The organism is Peribacillus alkalitolerans (assembly GCF_010882125.1).
Classification (GTDB): domain Bacteria; phylum Bacillota; class Bacilli; order Bacillales; family DSM-1321; genus Bacillus_BN; species Bacillus_BN alkalitolerans.
In genome coordinates this window covers 1-1,313 of the sequence record NZ_JAAGVZ010000057.1, presented here as the reverse complement: position 1 = coordinate 1,313, position 1,313 = coordinate 1, and the positions used below count along the sequence as shown (strand labels likewise).

Genomic DNA, 1,313 nt, shown 5'->3' with positions numbered 1-1,313 from the left:
TGGACTTAACCCCGTCAAGTAGACAGCTCTAAAAAAGACTATGCAGCCATCGTGATTCGATACTCAATCGGAGCACGATGGTTTAGTCGTTTTTGGAATCTTTTATAATTGTAATGATACATATATGTTTCTGTTGCTTGTATTAACTCTTCCTCTGTTTTACAATCAGTTTGATACAACATTTCTGTTTTAAAGTGGGAAAAGAACGATTCAATGCAGGCATTATCCAGGCAGTTTCCTTTGCGAGAGTGGCTGCCCTTTATGCCATATTTGTTTAATCGTTTGTTGTATTTTTTAGACGTGTACTGGAATCCCTGATCCGAATGGAGGATGGTTCCTTGCACGTTTCTTTTTTTATTAAGGTCTTCCACTGTATCCAAAACTAATTTCATGTTATTTCTATCTGACAGCTTCCACGAAACAATTTCGTTATTATAGAGATCCTGAATAACAGATAGGTAATAAAAACGATTTTGGAACGGTATGTAAGTAATGTCTGTTACCAGGACTTCATTTTCTTCTCTCTCTTTGAATTCCCTATTGACCAGGTTAGGGAACACTTTAGATCCTTTTTTCCCGAAGTATCTCCACTTCTTTCTAACCACAGATTGAATATCCATCAACTTCATTAAACGATAAACCTTCTTATGGTTGACTTCGAAGCCTTCTTCCTTAAGGGCAATCACCATTCTAGGATAGCCATATTCCTTATGTTTGAGGTGGATTGAAAGCATCTGATCCATTAAGCCTTGATCCTGCTCCTTTTTCTTTTCACGTACTTCAATTGTCTTTACCCATTTGTAATATCCTGAGCGCTGGACCTCTGCAATTTCAGATAGCCAAGTAACGGGGTATTCCCCTTTCAACTCATGAATAATTTCAAACCTTATAGCCTTTTTGATTTCACCTCCCCGTGAAGATTTGGATACTGCTTTTTTAGATAGTTAACCTGAGCCTTATAATAATCTCGTTCTTCCTCTACACTTTTAAACTTTGATTTTGGTCGCCCTTTTAGGGGGCAATCTGTGGAGGAATGTTTCCCCCTTTGATCAGTCAGCTTAATTCCTTCCTCAAACTTTTTCACCCATGTTTTCAATTGAGTTGAACTGCGAAGGCCAAGTTGGGTAGCCAGAGTAGAGTAACTCCCTTCACCATTTAAATACATTTCAATTGCCTTCAATTTAAATTCTTCTGTATAGAATTGAAAAGTTTGTCCTTTTACAGCCATAGAAAAATCCCCTCCAAGTAGTAGTGCATCATCCATGATAAAATCATAGGCTTTTTACACTGTCTACTTAAAGGGGATAATACCA

1 protein-coding gene is annotated in these 1,313 nt (G+C 37.5%); it reads right to left on the bottom strand.

Annotated elements, in window-relative coordinates; all coding sequences use genetic code 11:
- Positions 1–38: 38 nt before the first annotated feature.
- Positions 39–1,228 (bottom strand): IS3 family transposase gene (locus G3O09_RS21870; RefSeq protein ID WP_420850383.1). Its coding sequence is split into 2 segments (ribosomal slippage): positions 39–940 and positions 940–1,228, totalling 1,191 coding nucleotides; the frame shifts between segments, so codons are not numbered across the junction.
- Between the last annotated feature and the right edge of the window lie 85 nt (positions 1,229–1,313).